This is a genomic window from Bacillus aerolatus (genome assembly GCF_009183655.1).
Lineage (GTDB): Bacteria > Bacillota > Bacilli > Bacillales > Domibacillaceae > Pseudobacillus > Pseudobacillus aerolatus.
Genome location: NZ_WEIO01000002.1, coordinates 53,337 through 74,228, shown reverse-complemented (window position 1 = coordinate 74,228; position 20,892 = coordinate 53,337). Strand labels below are relative to the sequence as shown.

The window sequence follows — 20,892 nt, the reverse complement described above, 5'->3', positions numbered from 1 at the left end:
AATAGCTATGACTTTTTTAAAAGGACGAAACTAAATGAATAAACGCGAACGATCGATATACTTTTTCATTGTGGTGCTTCCAGCTATTCTCTCTATAATTGGATGCTACCAATTTCTATCTGACCGGGCCGGCGAGCAGCAGCACGAAAAGCTGGAATGGGTAGCCACCATCCACCGGAATCAGATGGATCAATTTATTAACGAAACGAAAGTCAGCATGGACATACTGGCTGTCAGCACAGAAGAAGAGCTGCAAAACTTAAATAAAGCCCGAACGATGAAGATCCAAACGATGCTGAAAAAAATGGCCGGGAAAGACCCGCGTTATGGAGGCATTTACGTACTTGATTTTGAAGGTAATCTGCTCGTCGGGACGAATGATTTGTTAAAGCAATATAATCTCAGAGATAAGCCCTACATTACAGAAGCGCTCTTGACGAAAGATACAGCCGTATCTGATGAAGCGGAAACATTGTCCAACAATCAGCCTGTCATCGCCATCGCCACACCAGTAATGAATGATGAGCATGTCGAAGCCATTCTCGTTTCTCATATCCGGCTTGATTATATGAAAAATATTATGAGAATGCTGACGCCTGAACATTCGATTTCCATTGAAAATGCAAAGCAAATACCTATTTTCTCTGTAAATGAAAAACTAGAAACAGATAAAACCGAACAAATCGTCAAATATCCGCTGGCTCAGCTTCCTTGGAACTTAGTCATCTCGACTTATGAATCCAACAAAAGTAACTTATTCCCTCTTACTTTGATGTTTGGCGCAGCCATCATTATCTTGCTTCACATCGTGTTTTTACTAGTAAAATACGTCATGTTGAAAAGGCAGACGAAACTTGAAAAAATGCAGCAAGAAGCCCAAAAGCTTGAATTAATCGGGACACTTGCCGCAAGTACAGCCCATGAAATACGCAATCCGCTAACTGGAATTAAAGGGCTTGTTCAACTGTTAAATGAAAAATATGACAACACGGAAGACAAATTATACTTTGCCGTCATTAATAAAGAAATTGAACGAATTAATCAAATCGTCAGTGAGTTTTTAATTTTAGGCAAGCCGACTGCCCAAAGAGTACAGACAGTCGATATACGGGAAATCATCTTCGATTTAAATCCGCTGATCCGCTCTGAAGCTAATTTGTACGGTATCGAATATAACTTGACGCTTCCTGAGCAGGAAGTGTGGGTTCAGTTAAATGTTGATCAAATGAAGCAAGTATTGTTAAATTTAACGAAAAATGCTTTTGAAGCAATGCCCAAAGAAGGCCAGTTAAGTGTAATGATATTAAAAGGAGAAGAAGACTGTCATATCACGATTGCAGATACAGGATCTGGTATTAAGAAAGAAGACTTGGACTTAATTTTCAAACCTTTTTTTACTTCAAAAGAAGATGGCACCGGACTTGGCCTCGTTGTTTGCAAACGAATTATTGAATCATTTGGTGGGATGATTGAAATAGAAAGTGAACTCGGATTTGGGGCTGTCGTGAACATTACTCTGCCTCTTCAAAAGCACCAACAAGTTGAATAAGCCGCTCATTAAAAAGTGCCGATCACCTTTTTTACAAAGGAGATGATCGGCACTTTTTGTTTTTATACAGCAAAATCGACTTTTCATGTTTAAGCTCTGTTTAAACAGGTTATATAAAATGTGTAGCAAACTGGCTGCAGAAAACACCAAGAGAGAACTAAAGGAGAAAGAAATATGACTGAAGCAGTATTAGGTGACACAGCACTCGAATGGCATAGTGACCATTTAAAAATATATGACCCTTCTATTGGTATTTATAGAAAAGTTCAAACCATTAACGAAGCAAAAAAGCTAATTAAACAGTCATCAGAACCTTTTATTTGTATAGCAGCAGCTATCTATGCTTTTACATTAGCAGCTGCCCGGGCAGCTTATACGACTGAAATTAATGCCTTCGTTTTAAAACTGGAGAGAGAATGCAGCCAGTTAAAGAAGCTGCTCAAACACTCTCCTCTTTTAGGTGAACTGTTGAATCGTCTTTTGGAAACTAGCCGTCAATCGCAATCCGTAAATGGCATTAAAACAGATATTTATCATGAAGCCATCCATTTATCCATTAAAGTAGAAGAATACTTTAATATGAGAGAATGTTTAAAACGCCGGGCGTAGCAACCGGCGTTTTTTTTAAAGCAGGCCTTCTCTCTTCAAAAGCATCTCTTTTTGTCAATCGGTTTTTCTGCGTATCCTGTTAAATCAGGCTGTCTTTTAATAAAATGAAGTTGGATATAAAACTCCACCTTCCTTTTTTTGTATAATGGCAGTTTAAGCGAATTTCCTGTATAATGCTATGTTGTGTTCAAAGTCATACTGCAGCCAGATGCTAAATAATACTTTAAACCAGGTGATACTTCATGTCTAAAAGAGATTATTATTTCGACAACGCGAAGTTTATTTTAATTTTCTTCGTTGTATTTGGCCATTTTATCCGTTCGTACATTGGCGATAACCCTGTTATTTTCGCTTCGTATGCTACGATTTATTTGTTTCATATGCCGGGCTTTATTTTAGTGTCAGGTTTTTTTGCAAAAAGCTTCTATAAAAAAGGCTACGTAAAAAAAATTGCCCAAAAAATCTTGCTGCCTTTTTTTATTTTTCAAATCGTGTATTCCTTTTTTTACTTCTTTCTATACGAGGACGAGGCGTTTCATCTTAATTTGCTCGTTCCGCATTGGTCTTTATGGTTTTTGCTCAGTTTATTTTTTTGGAACTTGCTTCTGCTTATCTCTATCAAGTGGCTGAAGCTGAAGCCGGCTATATTATTAGTCATTTCTTTTGCCGCTGGAATTGCCGTCGGCTGCATCGATGGCCGCACAGACGTGTTAAGCTTTGCCCGTACGTTTATCTTTTTCCCGTTTTTTTTAATCGGTTATTACTTACGGAAAGAACATTTTGAGTTTCTCGCAAAAAAACCAGTCCGGGCTATTTTACTTTTCAGCTCACTCGCTATCTTTTACGGAGCATTTACATTTTCAGACCTTGATCAAAGATGGCTGCTCGGCTCTTCTTCTTTTGCGGGCCTCGGAAGTTCGAATCTAGAAGGCATGATCTACAGAGTCGGCATTTATGTGTTAAGCTTTATTATGATTGCCGCCTTTTTCGCATTCGTGCCGAAGAAGAAATTTTTCTTTACCGACTGGGGGAAAAATACGTTATACGTCTATTTACTGCATGGATTTGTCATTAAAAGCTTCCGTGAAAGTGAAGTGAAAGATTCGGTGGAATCAATTATTTTATTGCTGACCGTGTCTTTAATTTTAACGATGCTGCTCTCTTCAACAGTTATCACAACTGTTGCTCAGCCATTTATTGAAACAAGGTGGTCAAAGTTGAAAGAGCTGTTCTCGAATAGGCAGCAGTCAGAAAATATATCAGAAAAGCTATAAGGAGAATGTCACCAATGAATGTTGTTGTCAGCACATTGAATGCTAAATATATTCATACAAACTTAGCCATCCGTTATTTAAAAGCTTTTGCTGAACCGGACTATCATGTGGAACTTGCTGAATATACAATAAAAGACCCTGCGATCAATATCGTAACAGACTTGTATAAACGGCAGCCTCACGTATTAGGGTTCAGCTGCTACATTTGGAATATCGAAGAAACAATTGCAGTCGTAAAAATGATTAAGAAGGTTTTACCTGAAACAGTAATTATTCTTGGCGGTCCGGAAGTTTCTTATGACGTGCCTTACTGGCTCGAGCGTATTCCTCAAGCTGATTTTATCGTGCTCGGCGAAGGAGAAGAAACGTTTAAACAGCTGCTCGATGAAATCAGCGGCCGGAAGAACTGGAGCGAAGTGAGCGGGATCGGCTACCTTGAAGACGGCAAACCGAAAATTAATCCGCAGCGAAATAAACTGGATTTACGTGAGCTTCCTTCTCCGTTTCGATTTGAAGAAGATAAATCTGAATTATCCAAGCGGGTCACCTATATCGAAACGAGCCGGGGCTGTCCGTTCCGCTGCCAATTCTGTCTTTCTTCTATTGAAGTCGGCGTCCGCTATTTTAACCGCGAAGCTATTAAAGAAGACATCCGCTATTTAATGGCCCATGGTGCCAAAACGATTAAATTTGTGGATCGGACATTTAACATCAGCCGCAGCTATGCGATGGAAATGTTTCAATTTTTAATAGACGAACACAAACCTGGTACGGTGTTCCAATTTGAAATTACTGCTGACATTATGCGGCCGGAAGTCATTGACTTTCTCAATAAAAATGCACCGAAAGGGCTGTTCCGCTTTGAAATTGGCGTTCAGTCAACAAATGACGCAACAAATGAACTCGTCATGCGCAAACAAAGCTGGCCGAAGCTTGTCCGCACGGTCACGATGGTGAAAGATGGCGGCAAAATTGAGCAGCATCTCGATTTAATCGCCGGTTTGCCAGAAGAAAATTACGATTCTTTCCGCCAGACATTTAATGATGTGTTTGCCCTGCGGCCGGAAGAATTGCAACTTGGCTTTTTAAAAATGCTGCGCGGCACCGGACTCCGTATCCGGGCAAATGAACATGATTACGTCTATATGGATCACTCTCCTTATGAAATTTTAAGTAATAACGTTCTGTCATTTGCCGAGATTGTTAAAATTAAGCAAGTGGAAGACGTACTTGAAAAATATTGGAATGACCACCGCATGAATGAAACAATCGAGTATGTTGTTACCCGCAGTTTTAACACGCCATTTGACTTTTTCCAATCTTTTGGTACCTATTGGGATGAGCGGGGCTGGGGAAGAATCGGCCATCAATTAGAAGATTTGTTTAAACGTCTCCAAGAATTTTTACATGCCGAACAGCCGGATAAGAGCGAAGAGATTGAAAGCATTATGAAATACGATTATTTAATGAACCAGCGTTACAAGCCGCGAAAGCCATGGTGGGAACCAGCATTAGACAAACAGGAACGCTCTCTGCTATACCAGAAAATCTTACAGCAGCCTCTCCTGCTCGGCACAGAGTTTGCAAAGCTCGGCTTAACGGAAAAAGAAATGTACAAACATACGATGATCGAGCCACTATCCTTGTCATTAGTTGATGGCAAGTGGATAAAACAAAACAATTATTTATTCGTTTACTTTGAACCAACAACCGGTCGCCCTTCCGCCTTTTTTATGGAAAGCGAAGCAGCAACGAGTGCTAGTTGACAAGAGAAGTCACCAGGATATCTTCTAAAATGAAACCCCACAGAAAAGTTTAATTTCTGTGGGGTTTTTCTGTAGTCCCTGTTTTTTCTTAAAGCAGTTAGGAGAGTTTTATATATAAAAACCGTCCCGCAAATCCGGTAACTACTGACTTATTGATCAGCCTCATTTTTGAAGATTTGTTTACGTGTTCAATCATCAAGACGACCCCACTATCTTTTTCCCTCTCGGCTCAGTACTATATTGGTCGGGCTCTACAGTAATGCCAATTTGATCAAATTGAAGATTTTGTGCAAGCTCATATGTCAATATCCCTGCCCCGCTTTCATCCGGCTTGAATATACCAGCATTCTTACGCTTTCCGTTTTTTAACAGCCATACTTGATATACTTCCGATCCTTCCAAGCGCGGCAAATCGCGAACTTGGACGACTAAGCTTTTCGCTTCACCCTGCTGTAAAATGACGGCTGAGCCACCTGTGTTTATGTTCCCCTCCGTTTGATCAGCTGCTTGTAACGATAAAGTTGACAACACCTCGATAGGCACAATGTTTTCTTGCCCGCTTTCTTTTACCTCATTGCGCAATTGCATATTAGAAAAGGAAAGTGCAATCGTCAGTACCATTAAAGCAACTATCAGCGCGGCTGCTATAGGGGAAAACTGCCTGTAAAGCTGGCTGAACCATTCGTTTATGTTAAAAGATGATTTCAACTTTCTATCTTTTTCATCCTCAATGAAGACAAAGTCCATCACTTCTGCTTTTAAGGATTCAGGTACTTTTTGTTCCTCAATATCTAAGTATAAAGAATGCCAGGCGTCGGTCATTATTTCATACTCCTTCGCACATTCCGTGCAGTGCTGTAAATGCTTCTCAAACTTTCTTTTGTTATTGTCGTTTAATTCGTCCGCAATAAATGAAAGCAGGTTCTCACATTCTCTGCCCATTTATAAATCCTCCACTTCTAAGTGCTTCTTTAATTGTTTAAGAGATTGATGAAGTCTGCTTTTTACCGTTCCTACCGGTTCGTTTTCCATCTTTGCGATTTCTGTTAAAGAAAAGCCTTTCCAGTACAGTAAGTCGATCAATCTTTTCTGGGATGTGCTCAGCTTGCTTTTGGCAGCAGCCACTTCATTAAAAGTCAACTTCTTCTCAATCTCATCGACCGGATCTGCGATTTCAACAGGCAGATGCGGATTCATTTGTTGATTATTTTGTGTATGAATGCTGTCTTTTCGGATATAATCAACACACACATTCCGCGTAACAGTCAAAAGCCAATTAACAAATTTTCCTTTTGAAGAGTGATAGCTGCTTTTTGTCGTCCAAAGCTTGAGAAAAACTAATTGCACAATTTCTTTCGTTGTTTCTGCATTGCCATTTGTAAATTTAAACACAAAGCTATAAATCAATTTAATGTAGCGGTCATAAAGTTCTTCCAAGGCCCGGCGGTCTTTCTTATTCACTAACTTCATTAATTCCTCATCCCGTTTTTCTTTCAATCATACCCGCACTCCTCACTATTGATGTTTGCTGACAACCTTTACCGAATGAATCAAACACAGGGACCGCCACTTTAGTGACCGGTCCCTGAAAGGCAAACTTTATTGGAAAGTTGTGTCACTGTTTACAATATACCAAACTTCTTTCACGCCTTGGCCGGTTACATCCCCTTCTTTTTTGTCATTGGCAAAATAATAGAGTGGGAATCCTTTGTAAGTAACTTGCTCTTCTCCTGTGTCTTCTCTTGTGATTGTTCCAAAGTCTTCTTTCGCAAACCCTTCCGGAACATCAAATTGCTTTTCCGTATACGGCGGCCATTTTTCTAAACAATCCCCTTGGCAATTGCTTTTTTCGGACTCGTCTTTCTTAAAATAGTACAATGTCATTCCTTTCGAATCAGCGAGATATTCGCCAGCCGCTTCATTCTTCAGCAATTTTAAGCTTGCCGTTTTTTCTTCATTAGCTGTGGTTTCCACAGCTTCCTTATCATCACTCGATGATTCCTTTGACATATTTTCAGCTTTTCCACAAGCAGCTAAGAGTAATAAAACAGCTAATATTGACATCACCCATAATTTTTTATTCATTTTCAACCACTCCCTCTAATATTTATTTCCATCCCCATTTTTGAAACACTTGATGAGATTTTTCTGTTTTTAAGTATTGGATAAACTTCCTCGCTTCTTTTTTGCTGTCAGATTTGCTTGTCATACTGATGGGAGTTCCTCTATACAGCTTGTCTTCTTCTGGAAGCTGGACTAGTTCAGTCACGTCTTTTAATCTGTAATGCCATGATTCATATGTAATCCAGGCATCATATTTTGAATTCGCTTTCCAAAGCTCTATCGCCTCTGCACTTGATTTAACGGATAGTGCGATATTGCGCTCAATACCGGGAATGAGACCTTTTCTTCCCGCTAAGTCCTCCCACAGTCCAAGCTGGCCGGCACCATTTACGTCGATAATCTTCACACCTTTTTTCGTTAAGTCCTCCAATGATTGAATATTTTTTGGGTTCCCTTTTCTAACCAAAATGCCTGCAGCACGCGGATACAATTCTGTCCGTGTTTTTTTATCAATCATTCCCGGATGATTGAGCGTAAAGTTAGTGAGCATATACTCTGAACCACCGTAAATGATATCGGCATCCTTTTTTGCCTGTCCGATCCACTTTTCTTCTGGACCGGCTGTTACCTCAACTTTTATCCCCGTTTCTTTCGTAAACTGTTCCGCCAGTTCTTTCATCGGTCCGAGAGGTCCACCCGGGCCGTATACTTTTACTGCATCATTGTCCTTTTGACTCGCGCTGCCGGATGTTGATTTTGTTGCAGATGCAAGCCCAAACAAAGACAGCATTAAAACAAGCAGCACAGTAATAAATATATTTTTCTTCAATTTTTGTCCCCTCCTTTCAAATATTCCGTGCATCTATAATAGGTAACGAGAAAAAGAGCAGAACGGTTTGAATATTTTGATTTTTTAAAATAAAAAATTTTACCTACTTTTACTCATTTATTTATCTCTTTAACGCTGTTGTTCACTTTTATAAAATTCCATACAAAAAGATGCAGCAACACGCTGCATCTTTAAAATTATTTTGCCGGATTGCTGACCGGTCCTTTCTTCTTGGCTACTAAATATCCGCCTACTGCAATGCCAACAAGTACAATCCAAAATGTGAGTTTCCACGTTGTAATAAAGCTGGCTTTATAAATACACAAAAAAAGATTCATTTGCTGTGAAAGGAAGAGGAAGGTCGATAGATTAATCTACTATTGCTGTATGCACTGTTTATAATCGCCTTCCTCTTTTCTTTGTTGCCTTTTATAGTTTCTCTTTCTCTAATGACTTATTGACAGGTGCAAACCAGCCGATTAGGGCAATGCCCACCAATACCCCATAGAAGATCAGAGTCCAAACGGTACTGTGTGGAAAATCATGACCTAAGACACCAATATCCTCGTGCGCAAGAGTAATTACAGTAAGTTTGACACCGACCCAGGCAACAATTGCATAGGCCGTTGTTTCCAATGCTGGACGTTGATCAAGAAGTTGCACAAACCAGGTTGCCGCATACTTAATCAAGATAAGGCCAGCAATCCCTCCAAGAACAACGACAATAAACTTTCCGCCATCCATGCCGCCAAAGTCACCGAGCGGTGAATCCGGAAGACCGAGGGCTAGAGCAACCGCAGCTAGAATCGAATCAATGGCAAAAGCGAGGTCAGCTAAACCAATTTTCCCTACTGTGGGCCAGAAACCTTTCCCTGCGGCTACCTCCGCTTCCTCTTCAACCTCCTCACGAATATTCTCATTTTTTTTCCCGAACCGGGCCTGAATAACATGCTTTAAGCCTAGGTAAAGAAGATACGCTGCTCCTATCGCTTGTACCTGCCAAACGTTTGCAATAAAAGAAATGGCAAAAAGTGCAGCAAACCGGAAAAAGAAAGCCATAATGATTCCGTAATTTATCGCTTTTCTTTTCTGATCTTCGGGTAAATGCTTAGCTATAACTGCTAGTACCAAGGCATTATCAGCCGATAACAATCCTTCTAACCCAATTAGGATTAATAATGCCCAAGCATACTCTAACCAGATTGAATCCATAAATGAAATCTCCTCCTGTAATTCTGTTAGTATTTTTCACCAAACTAAGCAAATTTAAACAACAAAAAAGACCCCTGCCTATAAAATAGGCAAAGGTCTTGCTGGACATGCTTCTACTCATGTCAACAAAGCCGATGGATTATAATAACCCATGAATTGACGACTTTGTTTTAGGTAAAATACCTAACGCTACTCCCCTTTGACTTGCGTCATTGAAGATTCAATTGTTTATACATTCATTATAAAGTGTCTATTGAAGCTTGTAAACATTTTTTTCATCTATTTACTTTTTTTATTTATTCTTCTCGTGTCTTTATCAAAAAAGCTGTAAACAACAGGAATAACAAATAAAGTTAACAATGTACTCGACAGCAAGCCGCCGATGACGGTAATTCCCATTGGCTGATTGATTTCCGTACCGCCGCCAAGGCCAATTGCCAACGGTACAAGTCCGAGAATGGTCGTTAAAGCCGTCATTAAAATCGGACGGGCCCGGTCTTTCGCCGATTCAATAATCGCTTCATAACCGTTGAGACCACTCCGTTTTCTTTGAATAATATAATCCACAATGACGATCGCATTATTAACGACAATTCCCGCAAGTATGAGAACGCCGATAACGGCTGGTATGCTAATCGGTGTTCTTGTTATCATCAATGCAAAAGCCACACCAACGACCATTAACGGAACGGTGAACATAATAACAAACGGATATTTGAATGATTCGTACTGGGCTGCCATAACAATGTAAATTAGGACGATGGCTAAGACAAGAGCCAGAACCATGTCGTCAATCGAGCTTTCCAGCAAATCACGGTCACCGCCAAATGTAATCGTTGTTTCATCAGCCAAATGTAAGGCAGCGATTTTTTCATCTGCTTTTTCAGAAATATCCCCTAAGTTCGTATTAGATGTGTATTTCGTTGTAAACTGTACCGCTTCCTGCTGGTTGATGCGCTGAATGACGACAGGTCCTTCTTTAACTTGAATATCCGCCAAGTCATCCAGCTGATGAAAGTTGCCTGCTGGTGTTTTCACGAGCAGTTTTTTCAGCTGTTCAACATTTTTCGTCACTTGTTCATCATAGCGCACATTTACTGTCTGCACGTCTGAATTTCGATTAATAATTTGGGTAGCAGGAACGCCTCTCGTCGCATCATTGACAATAGAAGCAATTTGCGCCGGGGCAAGCCCCGCCTCGAGCGCCTTATCCCGTTTGACAGTTATTTGAACTTCCTTTACGGTTTCCTCTCTGTTGGTTGATATTTCTGTGATCTCGTTGATGCCAGAAACAGCTTCTTCCACATCTTTTACTGCCTGATCGAGCCGCTCAGTATCCACATCGCGCACGTTAAAAGTAAGGGTTTGCGGACTGGAACCCGAAGCTGTTTGCATATTAAACGTTACCTCGGCTGTGCTGTTCACTGTTCGCGCCGCCTTTTCCACATCTCGTTTCACATCGTCAACGAAAGCAAAAACAGAACGCTCTCTTTTTTCCAGCGGCTTCAACTTGACATAAAGCTCAGCAATATTGGAGGTACCAGTTCCTCTAAAAGAGTCTTCCTGAGTCGATCCGACGAGACTGACGTAAACATCCACGTCTTTTTCCTTACCCAGTTCTTTTTCGATCGCTTTCACTACTTTATCCGTTTCTTTTAAAGACGTACCATTTTCCACTTCGAGCCGGATGTTAAAAAAGCCTTCGTCCGTTGCCGGCAAAAATTGCGACCCGACAGTTGTTAAACCAAGTCCTCCGCCTATAAGGAGTAAAAGAGAAGCCGCAAGCACGAGCAGACGGTGCCGGAGCGCCCAGCGGACAGCCCGCTCATATTGTTTCATTATATTCGATTCTTTTCTACTTTCTTCTGAATCCGTAGAATGCTTCAACCAGCGGCTCGCCATCATCGGAATGACTGTTAAGGCGACGACGAGCGAAGCAGCGAGACTAAAAGAAATCGTCAAAGCGAATTCTTTAAATATTTGTCCAAGAATACCGGAAATAAAGACAACCGGTAAAAAGACAGCAACAGTTGTTAAAGTGGAGGCTGTAATGGCTGCTCCTACTTCTTTTGCGCCATCGCGGGCCGCCTGCCGGGAATCTTTCCCCATCGATAAGTGACGGTAAATGTTTTCAATGACAACAATGGCATTATCGACAAGCATACCGATCCCTAAAGCGAGCGCGCCGAGCGTCATAATATTTAAATTAAAGTCTGCGAAATACATTAACACAAACGTAACAATGACCGAGTAAGGAATAGCCACACCGATAATGAGCGGACTTCTTACATTTCTTAAAAAAGCAAATAAAACGAGCATGGCAAATGCTCCGCCGAGAATTAAAGAACTGCCGATATTCCCGATGGCGAGGCGAATATAATCCCCTTGGTCAAATAAAATATCAGCCTTGATATTCTTATACTGCTCTTCCTGCAACAGCTCGTCAAGCTGCTGTTGAAATTGCTTGGACACTTCTGCCGTGTTGGCATCAGCCTGCTGCAATACACTTAAAAGGACCGCCGGGTTCTCATTAGCTCTCGTCAAATGACCTGTTTCTTTTCCTTTTGATTCAACAGAGGCAATATCGCCAATGGTGATTTCCTTTCCGTTAAGTGGGTTAACCGTCAGCACTAAATTTTTAATTTCCTCCACACTTGTCAGCTGGCTGACGATCCTCGTCGTTAAAGACAGACCATCTGATTCAACTGTATTTCCGGGAAGGGAGATGTTATTTGCCTGAATAAGCTGCACAACATCAGACTGCGCCAAGTTGTATTGTTCCAGTTTCTTCTCATCGAGTTCAATGACGACTTCTTCGTCAAGTGTGCCGGATACATTTACATTGGCCACTCCTTCCACTGTTGTTAAATCTTTTTCCAGTTTGCTGGCCAATTTTTGTAATTCTTTTTCATTACTAGTCGACTGCAAGGACAATTGAATAATCGGAAATTGAGAAGGATCAAATTTCAAAAACTGCGGTTTATTTGCCTCATCCGGAATAGGTGTCTGATCAATACGCTGGAGTACATCCGCTTGAATATCATCGATTTTTGTACTCCAGGAAAACTCCATAAAAATCAAATTAGAGCCTTCTCGTGTCGTTGAAGTAATGTTTTTTATCCCGGGAAGAGTAGACAAACTTTCTTCCAAGGGCTTTGTTACCTTTTCGACAATTTCTATTGGACTTGCCCCTTCATAGGACGTAACCACGACTGCAATCGGCGGATTTATATCAGGGATTAATTTGAGCGGTATTTTTAACAGAGAGACCACGCCTAAAATAATGACTAAAAACATAACAACAATCGTAAAGACAGGCCTCTTAATGGAAAAATTGCTAATTCTCAAAAATAAGTCTCCTTTCAGATGTTTTCGTTCACTTTTTGTATAAACTCACCCTTTTAACTATAATGTACCACTATTCGCTGTTCAACTTTGAATTGCTGGGCGCCGACTCAAAGCTCTCAGAGTTATCCACAGCCCGCAAGTCTATCATTTCCTAGACGATAAAAAAAGAGGAGAACTAAACGTCCGTTCCCCTCTTTTTGCAACTATTCTTTTTTCGTTAACGTCCAGCCTGTCATGCCATATAAAACAGTGAGCACCGGGCTTAAAAGACAAAAGAATGCAAACGGCAAATACTCTACTGTGGATACACCGAGCATGTTCGTAATAAACACACCGCACACGCCCCATGGGACAAGTGGGTTAATGACCGTCCCTGCATCTTCAAGCGTTCTGGATAAATTTTTTCTCGCCAGCCCCACTTTTTCAAATTGCCGCTGGAACGCCTCTCCTGTAAGTAAAATAGATAAATACTGCTCGCCAATAATAAAGTTGACACCGATCGCGGAACCGGCTGCAGCGGCTACTGTACTGCCGGCTTTTTTTAAATGCTGCTCGATCGCTGCAAACAGCCGGGGCACTACGCCCAGCGAAAATAACAGGCCGCCGAGACTTAATGAAAGCAGGACGAGCGAGATGGTAAACATCATATTGTCCATACCGCCTCTCGTCAGCAAAGCATCCACCTCTGAATTGCCTGTCTTTGATGTGAAGCCAGAAAATAGTATTTCCCATACTTCTGCCAGCGTTCTGTCCGAATGAAAAAATGAGAGAAGGACACCAAATATTGAACTGAGTGCGAGTGTGATGATAGGCGAAACTTTTTTCACTGACAAAATAAAGAGCAACAGCAATGGCAGCCAAGCATACCAGTGAATCAAATTCATGTTATGAAGAGTGGCTTTAATTGTCTCCACTTTCGGAAATTGTGCTTGTTCCACTTCCGGTGAGACCATTGCAAATAAAACAAGTGCAATAAAAAACGCTGGCAACGTTGTCCAGCCCATGTTGCGGATATGGGTGAATAAATCAACACCGACAATCGATGCCGCCAAGTTGGTCGTATCAGATAACGGAGACATCTTATCTCCAAAAAAAGCGCCAGATACGATCGCTCCGGCTGTAATGGCAGCTGAAGCATCCACCGCCTGGCTCACGCCGATAAACGCCACGCCCAATGTGGCGACAGTCGTTAAGGAACTGCCAATACCGAGACCAACAATCGCTGTAACGATAAACACAATGCTGTAAAAAAAATAAGGTGTCACGAGTCCAAACGCTGTATAAATCATGGTCGGAATCGTGCCTGATATAATCCAGCTGCTAATAAGCACGCCAATAAGAAAGAAAATAAAAACAGCTCCCATACCGCTTTTGGCTCCTTCAAGCATCCCTTCTTCCATTGTTTTAAATGAAAGCTTTTTAAACGCTCCGAATGCGAGCAGCAAAAGAATGGAAAGCAGAATCGGAATATGCGGCACCGATTTCAGTTTTATAATAGAAAAGCTGATCAATGCCATAATCATTACTGTTATGAGCAGCGCTGTTGGCAAAGATAGTTTTAATTTCGATTCAATCTTAAACATAGAAGTCCACCCCAAATGTTGTTGGTTACTTTTTCACTTGAACGCTTTTGTGCGTTGAAGTAACACAATCAATTATTAACGATTCACTTTTGACTGTCAATCACTTTTTAGAAAGTATTTTATTGAAAGGCTGTTTTCGTAAAATTTGTTGCTATTAGAAAAGGGTTGGTTGATTTCCGCTCCAGGATGCTCGCTTTCCGCGGGGCGGGCGGTGAGCATCCTCGTCGCTTTGCTCCTGCGGGGTCTCACCTGTCCCGCTAATCCCGCAGGAGTCTCGCACCTTCCGCTCCAATCAACCCTTTTGCTACACTTTTTATCATAAGAATATACTACAAAAACAACACTCTTGTAGAAAACAGCCTATTGAAAAAACCAGCTTGTGCAAATAGCAAGCTGGTTTTTGGAAGTTAGTGGATCAATTAGCGGGCTTCTTCCTGTTCCATCGGATGATAGAGCTTAATTTGTTCATTTTTATCCTGGAACCAACGAAGCGCAAATTCATTTTCAAATAAAAAGACAAGCTTTCCGTGCCGGTCTTTCACGAGCAGGCTTCTGGAGTTAGACAAGCTTTCTTTCACGGCCTCTTCATTTTCAATCCAGCGGGCAACTTTGGACCCCATTGGCTCCATAACGACTTCAGAATTGTATTCACCTTTCATCCGGTGGACAAACACTTCAAATTGCAGCTGACCGACGGCACCGAGAATATAATTCTCCGTATGCAATGTTTTGTACAGCTGGATTGCGCCTTCTTGCACGAGCTGTTCAATGCCTTTATGAAAGCTTTTTTGTTTCATAACGTTTTTAGCAGACACTTTGACAAACAGTTCCGGAGCAAATTGCGGCAGTTTTTCATATTGAAATGAAGGTTTTCCGCCAACGAGCGTATCTCCAATTTGATAATTTCCTGTATCATATAGACCGATAATGTCACCGCTAATGGCTTCATTGACTGTGCTGCGGTCGTCAGCTAAAAACTGAGTAGATTGCGACAATTTTGATGACTTTCCTGTTCTTGTCAGCGTCACACTCATCCCTCTTTCAAACCTCCCTGAACAAATCCGGAAAAAGGCGATGCGGTCGCGGTGAGCAGGATTCATATTCGCCTGTATTTTGAAAATGAACCCTGAAAACTGTTCACTGGCAGGATCTACTTCCCCTTGGTCAGACTGCCTCGCTTGAGGTGAAGGAGCAAATTGCAAGTATGTTTCTAAAAATGTCTGCACGCCGAAATTTGTCAGCGCACTCCCGAAAAACACAGGCGTCAACTCTCCAGCGGCAATCCTTTCTTCGGAAAACTCATTGCCCGCTTCTTCAAGCAGCATAGTTTCTTCCAGTGTTTGATCATATAAAGATGATTTCTTAATCTCATGATCGACAGCCAGTTCCCCTTTTTCGTTTAATGGAAGAAAGCGGTCTTCTTCCTTGTCCGCCCGGAACTGTTCCACCCGCTTATTAAAGCGGTCATAAATGCCAAAAAACTCTTTACCCATCCCAATCGGCCAGTTCATCGGATATGACTCGATGCCGAGAACCTCTTCAAGCTCGGCCAGCAACTCGAGCGGCGGCTTTGCTTGGCGGTCCAATTTATTAATAAAAGTAAAAATAGGAATTCCTCTCATTTTGCACACTTGAAATAACTTCTTCGTCTGCGCTTCAATCCCTTTTGCTGCATCAACGATCATCACGGCGCTGTCAACGGCCATTAACGTCCGGTACGTATCTTCACTGAAGTCTTCATGGCCCGGTGTATCAAGAATATTAACGTGGTACCCGTCGTAGTGGAATTGCATAACAGAAGATGTGACGGAAATGCCCCTTTGTTTTTCAATTTCCATCCAGTCAGACGTAGCAAATTTTCCTGTTTTCTTCCCTTTTACCGTTCCTGCATCGCGGATCGCTCCGCCGAATAAAAGCAATTTTTCAGTCATAGTCGTTTTTCCCGCATCCGGGTGAGAGATAATTGCAAATGTTCTTCTAGAAAGAACCTCTTCTTTTAATGAAGCCATAAGGCAGCCAATCCTTTCAAAATTAAAATCCGTTCATCTGTTATCTTTTTCTACAATAAATTAATATAACGGAAAAAGCAGCCAGCGTCTATTACATTTCACGCGTCCATTGATAAATCCTTTGTGCCATTTCAGCTGCCGTCTCACTATTAAGACGAGAATGGCTCAATGAGGATATGAGACGTTCGATCAATGTCTCTCCTGCTTCGTCATACGTAAATGAAATCGACCATTCCACAAATGGAACCGCAATAACGAACGTTTCTTCCTTTTTATTTTCGTATATAAATACTTTTACTTCTTCATCCTGTAAATATGTTTTTCTAATTTTCACGTTTAACCACCCTTAATTAAGACTATAACTTACATAGGACGTCCTGTTGCAGAACGTCATTTGATTGAATAAACTGTTTTCTTGTTTATCTAATTATTTCATTATAAACTATACACTTGTGAGCATGGAAAAGAAATATGGAGAGGTGAATCGTATGAATTATCTTTGGGGTTTAGGCGGTATACTGGTTGTCCTCGGGATAGGATACATTTTTTCTGCGAACAGAAAGAAAATCAACTGGCGCACCGTTCTTGGCGGTTTAGCTATTCAGTTATTGTTTGCTTTTATCGTTCTGAAGTGGGACTGGGGCAAAGAACAACTACAGAATCTCACAATGGTTGTCAATGCCATTATTGATTATTCCAGAACTGGGATTGACTTTTTATTTGGCGGACTTTACACGAAAGAATCGAACGTTACATTTGTGTTCGCTTTCAATGTCTTGCTAGTCGTTATTTTCTTTTCTTCTTTAATTTCCGTTCTTTATTATTTAAATGTGATGCAATTTTTCATCAAAATTATCGGTGGCGCTCTATCTAAGCTGCTCGGTACGAGAAAAGCGGAGTCTATGTCGGCAGCTGCCAATATTTTCGTAGGTCAGACAGAAGCACCGCTCGTTATCCGCCCTTATCTTAATAAGATGAGCGAATCGGAGCTGTTTGCAGTCATGACTGGGGGTCTCGCTTCCGTGGCCGGGGCTGTATTAGTCGGCTACTCGCTGCTTGGCGTACCGCTTGAATATTTGCTTGCTGCCAGCTTCATGGCCGCACCCGCGGGACTCGTGATGGCAAAGCTGTTCGTTCCGGAAACAGACACTGCTTCTGAACCCGAAGAATTTAAAATGGAAGCGGATGACGAATCAGCGAACGTCATTGATGCAGCAGCCAGAGGCGCAGGTGTCGGCTTACAGCTAGCATTAAATATTGGAGCGATGCTTCTTGCCTTCATTGCACTTATAGCGATGCTAAACGGCATACTCGGACTCGTCGGCAGCTGGTTCGGTGCAGAGAATTTATCACTCGAACTGATTTTAGGCTATGTGTTTGCCCCACTTGCATTCGCCATCGGCACTCCATGGGAAGAAGCGATTCAAGCTGGTAATTATATCGGGCAAAAACTCGTTATTAACGAATTTGTAGCATACTCTAATTTTGCTCCGGAAATTCCAAACCTGTCAGAAAAAACAGTAGCCATTTTAAGCTTTGCTTTATGCGGTTTTGCCAATATTTCTTCCCTCGGCATTCTTTTAGGAGGTCTCGGCAGCCTTGCCCCTGACCGCAGGGCTGACATTGCCCGTCTAGGCATTAGATCGGTGATTGCAGGCGCACTTGCTTCCTTGTTAAGCGCTGCCATTGCCGGCATGTTAATTTAATATGAAAAAAGAACTGTCCAGACTGGACAGTTCTTTTTTCATTGCTACTCCTTATGTGATGGCTGTATTTCCGGCAAAACTGCATTGTTTGTATGCTATACTTGATTGTACTATATGAATGAACAAATACAGGTGGTCTTTATGCATCTTTTTCAATTTCTCGGCGGCCGCATTCTTAAAACAGGCGCCGCTGTCTTAATTACAGCTCTTATTTGTGAGGCATTCGGCTGGTCACCCGTTTTCGCCGTCATTACTGCTATTGTTACGATTGAACCAACAGCAGCCGCATCCATAAAAAAAGGACTGATCCGCTTTCCCGCTTCCGCGATCGGTGCCGCTTATGCTGTGCTGTTTACATATTTATTCGGCCAGGGAGCTATCACTTTTACATTAGCAGCCATGTTGACAATCCTTACCTGCTCAAAACTAAAACTCGATGCCGGGTTACTCGTCGCTACTTTATCAGCGGTAGCTATGATCGATGTCGTTGATGACCACTTCATCCGCACTTTTTTCACGCGGCTCGGAACGACAAGCATCGGACTCGTCGTTTCCACACTCGTTAATTTATTTATTATGCCTCCTGATTATTCAGTGGAGATTTCAAAAAAAGTTGTCCTCCTTCAGACAAGAACTGCCCGTCTATTAACTGACGTGGTCGGTGGTCTTTTGGAGGAAAAAGATGTCAAGCCATTGGAGTCCGCTTATCAGGAAGACCAGCGCACATTCGAAAAAACAGAGACGCTTTGCCACTTCCAGCGCGGAGAATGGCGCTACCGCCGTTTTACCCGTGAAGAGATGCGAAAAGTTCATTTCGATCTTAAAAAACTGGAAACGTTAAGACACATACATTTTCATCTCGGCAACTTAATTGCCATTCCGTCTGGACCACTCACTTGGAAGGAGCAGCAAAAAAAACTGATTTTACAATCTTCTCTCTCCCTTGCTGCTTATATTGAAGATCCTGATGGCAAGTTTGACCGTACACTGCACGCCACTATGCAGCCGATTATGGAACAATTTTGGTATGCCAAAGCTAATGAAGAAGAAGAATACGGCGAAATGAACAGGCTTTTTACCATTGAAATATCCCTTTTGTACGAAGTGCTCGCTATTTTTGAATTAGTAGAAGAGCTGCAGGCACATTCAACTTTCCGCCAAAAACAATTTTCGCCGCCTTTATTTGACTACAGGCAATAGTCTGCTGAAATTAGCGGCAAATAAATGAAGTAAGCGAATTGTGCCCGGTAATTAAAGCATTTGAAGAGGAATATGAATTTTTAATAAGGAAATAGTAATAAACATGGAGAGCTGAACCGCTCTCCATGTTGTTCAATTTTAAACCTTTATCAGAAAAGTTAATTTTTAATTTAATTGACTTTTTGTGTTTTATATGAGCTGATTCGGGAATAAATAAACCAAGCACGGAAGAACAAAAAAAAGTAAGGAGGAAACAAAACATGGGATTTATTATGTTTTTAATTGTCGGAGGAATCATCGGCTGGTTAGCCGGACTAATTTTAGGTAAAGACATCCCAGGCGGCGTCATCGGAAACATTATTGCTGGTATTATTGGTGCTTGGGTCGGCGGCGCACTTTTTGGAGACTGGGGTCCTGACCTTGGCGGCATAGCCATTATCCCTGCTTTAATCGGAGCGCTTATTCTTGTCTTTATCGTCAGCTTTATTATGAAGAGTATGAACCGCGACCGTGCCCACTAAGTCCATAGTAATCGAAAAACCGGAAAGATTCATCTTTCCGGTTTTTGCTGTTTAAATGAAAACAGATTGTTCTACTGCTTGCAGAGCTTCGGTAAAATCTGCGATCAAATCATCAACTGATTCAAGACCGACAGATAACCTTAATAAGCCGTCTGTAATTCCTCTTTTGTACCTTTCTTCTCGCGGCATGGCGGCATGGGACATCTTAGCCGGATACGACAAGATCGATTCTACCGCTCCAAGACTAACAGCAAACACTGGAATTTTCACCCGGTTGACGAATTGCCGGACAGCTTCTTCATTTTTCAGTTCAAAGGAAAGAACAGCTCCGGGGCCATCTGTCTGATAAGAATGAACTGCATAGCCCGGGTGGTCGGTTAATCCCGGATAATATACTTTTTCGACAAGATCATGTTTTTGTAAAAAATCAGCTAACGTTTTCGCTGATTTTGAAGATTGCTCAAGACGAACATGGAGAGTTTTCAGCCCTCGCAAGACGAGCCATGCATCTTGGACTCCGAGAACTGCCCCAAATGAATTTTGCAAAGCATATAAACGATTGCCCAATTCCTCATCTTTTGTAACCGCCAGTCCAGCCAGCACGTCGCTGTGCCCGGATAAGAATTTAGTCGCGCTGTGAAGAACAACATCCACGCCAAGTTCAAGTGGACGCTGAAGAGCAGGCGTTAAAAACGTGTTGTCGACAAAAGTAAGACAGTTGTTCGCTTTTGCCAGTTTGACAACCCCTTGAATATCTGTCACTTTCAATAAAGGATTAGATGGTGTTTCCATATAAATCAACTTCGTATTGTCTTTAATATTTAAAGCGACTTCATGCAAATTAGTCATGTCCACAAACGTGTGGTCAATGCCAAAACGGTTCAATACAGAAGTAACCATCCGGTACGTTCCCCCGTACACATCTTCTGTAATTAACACATGGTCTCCTTTGGACAAAAGAAGAAAGGCTGTAGAGATCGCGGCCATACCGGATGAAAAAGCGAACCCTCTAGTGCCTCCTTCCAGTTCAGCAATGGCCTCTTCTAGTGCTTCTCTCGTTGGGTTCCCTGAACGGCTGTAATCGTAGCTGCCAAACTTGTCAAATTCTTTTTGATGGAACGTAGAAGCATGCTGGATCGGCACACTTACCGCACCGGTTCCTTCATCAAATTTGTGGCGGTTATGCAATAGTTTTGTTTGAAAAGAATAATTTCCACTCATA

17 protein-coding genes are annotated in these 20,892 nt (G+C 41.7%); 7 read left to right on the top strand and 10 right to left on the bottom strand.

Annotated features, from left to right (window positions below; translation table 11 throughout):
* Positions 1 to 34: 34 nt before the first annotated feature.
* The 4 genes from F9802_RS03955 to F9802_RS03940 all read left to right on the top strand — a co-directional run bounded on the left by F9802_RS03955 (position 35) and on the right by F9802_RS03940 (position 5,198).
* A complete protein-coding gene (locus tag F9802_RS03955; protein WP_152149863.1) occupies positions 35 to 1,549 on the top strand; it encodes an ATP-binding protein in 1,515 nt (504 codons plus the stop codon).
* A gap of 174 nt (positions 1,550 to 1,723) precedes the next feature.
* The gene (locus F9802_RS03950; RefSeq protein ID WP_152149862.1) at positions 1,724 to 2,158 is read left to right on the top strand and encodes a hypothetical protein; all 435 of its coding nucleotides are present in this window, start codon (positions 1,724 to 1,726) and stop codon (positions 2,156 to 2,158) included.
* 242 nt (positions 2,159 to 2,400) lie between these two features.
* Positions 2,401 to 3,432 carry an acyltransferase family protein gene (locus F9802_RS03945; protein ID WP_152149861.1) on the top strand — a complete coding sequence of 344 codons (1,032 nt, stop codon included), beginning with the start codon at positions 2,401 to 2,403 and terminating at the stop codon, positions 3,430 to 3,432.
* A 14-nt stretch (positions 3,433 to 3,446) separates the two neighbouring features.
* On the top strand, positions 3,447 to 5,198 hold the full coding sequence (locus F9802_RS03940; protein WP_152149860.1) for a B12-binding domain-containing radical SAM protein: 1,752 nt from the start codon (positions 3,447 to 3,449) through the stop codon (positions 5,196 to 5,198).
* Between the two features lie 195 nt (positions 5,199 to 5,393).
* Here the strand turns inward: F9802_RS03940 and F9802_RS03935 are convergent, their stop codons facing one another.
* The 9 genes from F9802_RS03935 to F9802_RS03895 form a co-directional block, all read right to left on the bottom strand.
* The gene (locus tag F9802_RS03935; RefSeq protein ID WP_152149859.1) at positions 5,394 to 6,140 is read right to left on the bottom strand and encodes an anti-sigma factor; all 747 of its coding nucleotides are present in this window, start codon (positions 6,138 to 6,140) and stop codon (positions 5,394 to 5,396) included.
* Positions 6,141 to 6,695, bottom strand: coding sequence for an RNA polymerase sigma factor (locus F9802_RS03930; RefSeq protein WP_152149858.1), 555 nt, complete (start codon positions 6,693 to 6,695; stop codon positions 6,141 to 6,143).
* A 102-nt stretch (positions 6,696 to 6,797) separates the two neighbouring features.
* Positions 6,798 to 7,283, bottom strand: a complete 486-nt coding sequence (locus F9802_RS03925; RefSeq protein ID WP_152149857.1) for a COG4315 family predicted lipoprotein — start codon at positions 7,281 to 7,283, stop codon at positions 6,798 to 6,800.
* Positions 7,284 to 7,305: 22 nt separating this feature from the next.
* The gene (locus F9802_RS03920; protein ID WP_152149856.1) at positions 7,306 to 8,091 is read right to left on the bottom strand and encodes an extracellular solute-binding protein; all 786 of its coding nucleotides are present in this window, start codon (positions 8,089 to 8,091) and stop codon (positions 7,306 to 7,308) included.
* 429 nt (positions 8,092 to 8,520) lie between these two features.
* Positions 8,521 to 9,303: a TerC family protein gene (locus tag F9802_RS03915; RefSeq protein ID WP_152149855.1), complete on the bottom strand. Its 783-nt coding sequence runs from the start codon at positions 9,301 to 9,303 to the stop codon at positions 8,521 to 8,523.
* A 279-nt stretch (positions 9,304 to 9,582) separates the two neighbouring features.
* A complete protein-coding gene (locus tag F9802_RS03910) occupies positions 9,583 to 12,651 on the bottom strand; it encodes an efflux RND transporter permease subunit (RefSeq protein ID WP_152149854.1) in 3,069 nt (1,022 codons plus the stop codon).
* Between the two features lie 203 nt (positions 12,652 to 12,854).
* Positions 12,855 to 14,234 (bottom strand): Na+/H+ antiporter NhaC, encoded by a 1,380-nt coding sequence (gene nhaC / locus F9802_RS03905; protein WP_152149853.1) that lies wholly within the window; start codon positions 14,232 to 14,234, stop codon positions 12,855 to 12,857.
* Between the two features lie 419 nt (positions 14,235 to 14,653).
* A complete protein-coding gene (locus F9802_RS03900; RefSeq protein ID WP_152149852.1) occupies positions 14,654 to 16,243 on the bottom strand; it encodes a peptide chain release factor 3 in 1,590 nt (529 codons plus the stop codon).
* A gap of 91 nt (positions 16,244 to 16,334) precedes the next feature.
* Positions 16,335 to 16,577: a YueH family protein gene (locus F9802_RS03895; protein WP_152149851.1), complete on the bottom strand. Its 243-nt coding sequence runs from the start codon at positions 16,575 to 16,577 to the stop codon at positions 16,335 to 16,337.
* 154 nt (positions 16,578 to 16,731) lie between these two features.
* Between F9802_RS03895 and F9802_RS03890 the strand changes: the two genes are divergently transcribed.
* The 3 genes from F9802_RS03890 to F9802_RS03880 all read left to right on the top strand — a co-directional run bounded on the left by F9802_RS03890 (position 16,732) and on the right by F9802_RS03880 (position 19,670).
* Positions 16,732 to 17,949, top strand: coding sequence for a NupC/NupG family nucleoside CNT transporter (locus F9802_RS03890; protein WP_152149850.1), 1,218 nt, complete (start codon positions 16,732 to 16,734; stop codon positions 17,947 to 17,949).
* Positions 17,950 to 18,090: 141 nt separating this feature from the next.
* Complete coding sequence (locus tag F9802_RS03885) at positions 18,091 to 19,149, top strand: aromatic acid exporter family protein (protein WP_191991756.1); 1,059 nt, start codon at positions 18,091 to 18,093, stop codon at positions 19,147 to 19,149.
* 260 nt (positions 19,150 to 19,409) lie between these two features.
* Positions 19,410 to 19,670 carry a GlsB/YeaQ/YmgE family stress response membrane protein gene (locus tag F9802_RS03880; RefSeq protein WP_152149848.1) on the top strand — a complete coding sequence of 87 codons (261 nt, stop codon included), beginning with the start codon at positions 19,410 to 19,412 and terminating at the stop codon, positions 19,668 to 19,670.
* Positions 19,671 to 19,721: 51 nt separating this feature from the next.
* On the opposite strand, the gene metC is transcribed toward F9802_RS03880, so the two are convergent.
* Positions 19,722 to 20,891 carry a cystathionine beta-lyase gene (gene metC / locus F9802_RS03875; RefSeq protein ID WP_152149847.1) on the bottom strand — a complete coding sequence of 390 codons (1,170 nt, stop codon included), beginning with the start codon at positions 20,889 to 20,891 and terminating at the stop codon, positions 19,722 to 19,724.
* Position 20,892 lies beyond the last annotated feature (1 nt).

Bases quoted from the DNA above. Each gene is read 5' to 3' on its own strand.
- F9802_RS03940 (WP_152149860.1), top strand. From the start codon at position 3,447: ATGAATGTTGTTGTCAGCACATTGAATGCTAAATATATTCATACAAAC.
- F9802_RS03955 (WP_152149863.1), top strand. From the start codon at position 35: ATGAATAAACGCGAACGATCGATATACTTTTTCATTGTGGTGCTTCCA.
- F9802_RS03900 (WP_152149852.1), bottom strand. From the start codon at position 16,243: ATGGCTTCATTAAAAGAAGAGGTTCTTTCTAGAAGAACATTTGCAATT.
- nhaC (WP_152149853.1), bottom strand. From the start codon at position 14,234: ATGTTTAAGATTGAATCGAAATTAAAACTATCTTTGCCAACAGCGCTG.
- metC (WP_152149847.1), bottom strand. From the start codon at position 20,891: ATGAGTGGAAATTATTCTTTTCAAACAAAACTATTGCATAACCGCCAC.
- F9802_RS03890 (WP_152149850.1), top strand. From the start codon at position 16,732: ATGAATTATCTTTGGGGTTTAGGCGGTATACTGGTTGTCCTCGGGATA.
- F9802_RS03915 (WP_152149855.1), bottom strand. From the start codon at position 9,303: ATGGATTCAATCTGGTTAGAGTATGCTTGGGCATTATTAATCCTAATT.
- F9802_RS03880 (WP_152149848.1), top strand. From the start codon at position 19,410: ATGGGATTTATTATGTTTTTAATTGTCGGAGGAATCATCGGCTGGTTA.
- F9802_RS03935 (WP_152149859.1), bottom strand. From the start codon at position 6,140: ATGGGCAGAGAATGTGAGAACCTGCTTTCATTTATTGCGGACGAATTA.
- F9802_RS03885 (WP_191991756.1), top strand. From the start codon at position 18,091: ATGCATCTTTTTCAATTTCTCGGCGGCCGCATTCTTAAAACAGGCGCC.
- F9802_RS03950 (WP_152149862.1), top strand. From the start codon at position 1,724: ATGACTGAAGCAGTATTAGGTGACACAGCACTCGAATGGCATAGTGAC.
- F9802_RS03945 (WP_152149861.1), top strand. From the start codon at position 2,401: ATGTCTAAAAGAGATTATTATTTCGACAACGCGAAGTTTATTTTAATT.
- F9802_RS03925 (WP_152149857.1), bottom strand. From the start codon at position 7,283: ATGAATAAAAAATTATGGGTGATGTCAATATTAGCTGTTTTATTACTC.